This window comes from Alcanivorax quisquiliarum (assembly GCF_023051175.1).
GTDB classification, from domain to species: Bacteria; Pseudomonadota; Gammaproteobacteria; order Pseudomonadales; family Alcanivoracaceae; genus Isoalcanivorax; species Isoalcanivorax quisquiliarum.
This window is the reverse complement of record NZ_JALKII010000042.1, coordinates 1-1,053: the sequence shown is the minus strand read 5'-3', so window position 1 is coordinate 1,053 and position 1,053 is coordinate 1. Positions and strand designations below refer to the sequence as shown.

General features: G+C 40.6%; 1 protein-coding gene. It reads right to left on the bottom strand.

Annotation, left to right across the window (positions count from 1 at the left end):
• Positions 1 to 279 precede the first annotated feature (279 nt).
• Positions 280 to 1,053, bottom strand: a 774-nt coding sequence (locus tag MU846_RS14870; RefSeq protein ID WP_246953996.1) for an acetate and sugar kinases/Hsc70/actin family protein, incomplete at its 5' end; no start/stop codon positions are given.

The following is a 1,053-nucleotide window of genomic DNA, read 5'->3' as shown; positions in this document are numbered from 1 at the left end:
GGGGGGACTTGATGGTAAGGGGAGGGAGAGAATTAACATGGAATGAGATGAAAACCGAATGATATTTTAAATAATTAAATAATGGAAGAAATAGAATTTGACACATTTCTAAACTCCAATTTTAAAGTGGAAGTTGAGATGTATGTGATCAAAAACTTAATGAAATAATTAAAATAATAAACAAATATAATAAACATTATAATACAAAAGAATAAGCAGGTCTCCAGAAGGAGTATACAAAGGAAGGAAACGTAGGCATTACATGTGATGACAGCCTCTTTAGAAACATTTCCTGTGTACAATAGATGGGCCAGATTCGTCATATTCCTGCTTAGAAATCCACATTTGCTGGAAGGTAGAAAGGGAGGCAAGGATCGATCCTCCAATCCATACAGAGTACTTCCTTTCTGGTGGAGCAATTATCTTAATTTTCATTGTAGAAGGAGCAAGGGCAGTGATTTCCTTCTGCATCCTATCGGCAATACCAGGGTACATGGTGGTACCTCCAGAGAGAACAGTGTTGGCATACAAGTCCTTCCTAATATCGACATCACATTTCATGATAGAGTTGTAAGTGGTCTCATGGATACCACATGCTTCCATACCCAAGAAAGAAGGCTGGAATAGAGCTTCAGGACAACGGAACCTTTCATTTCCAATTGTGATAACTTGCCCGTCAGGAAGTTCATAGGATTTCTCGAGGGAACTTGAACTGGCAGCGGTGGCCATCTCCTGTTCGAAGTCGAGAGCTACATAACACAATTTTTCCTTAATGTCCCTAACAATTTCTCTCTCAGCAGTGGTTGTGAAGGAGTATCCCCTTTCGGTCAAGATCTTCATGAGGTAATCGGTAAGGTCACGTCCTGCAAGATCCAACCTGAGGATGGCATGAGGTAGAGCATATCCTTCATAAATTGGTACAGTGTGTGAAACACCATCTCCTGAATCCAGAACAATACCAGTTGTACGCCCAGATGCATACAGAGATAGAACAGCCTGAATAGCAACATACATCGCTGGAGTGTTGAAGGTTTCAAACATGATCTGTGTCAT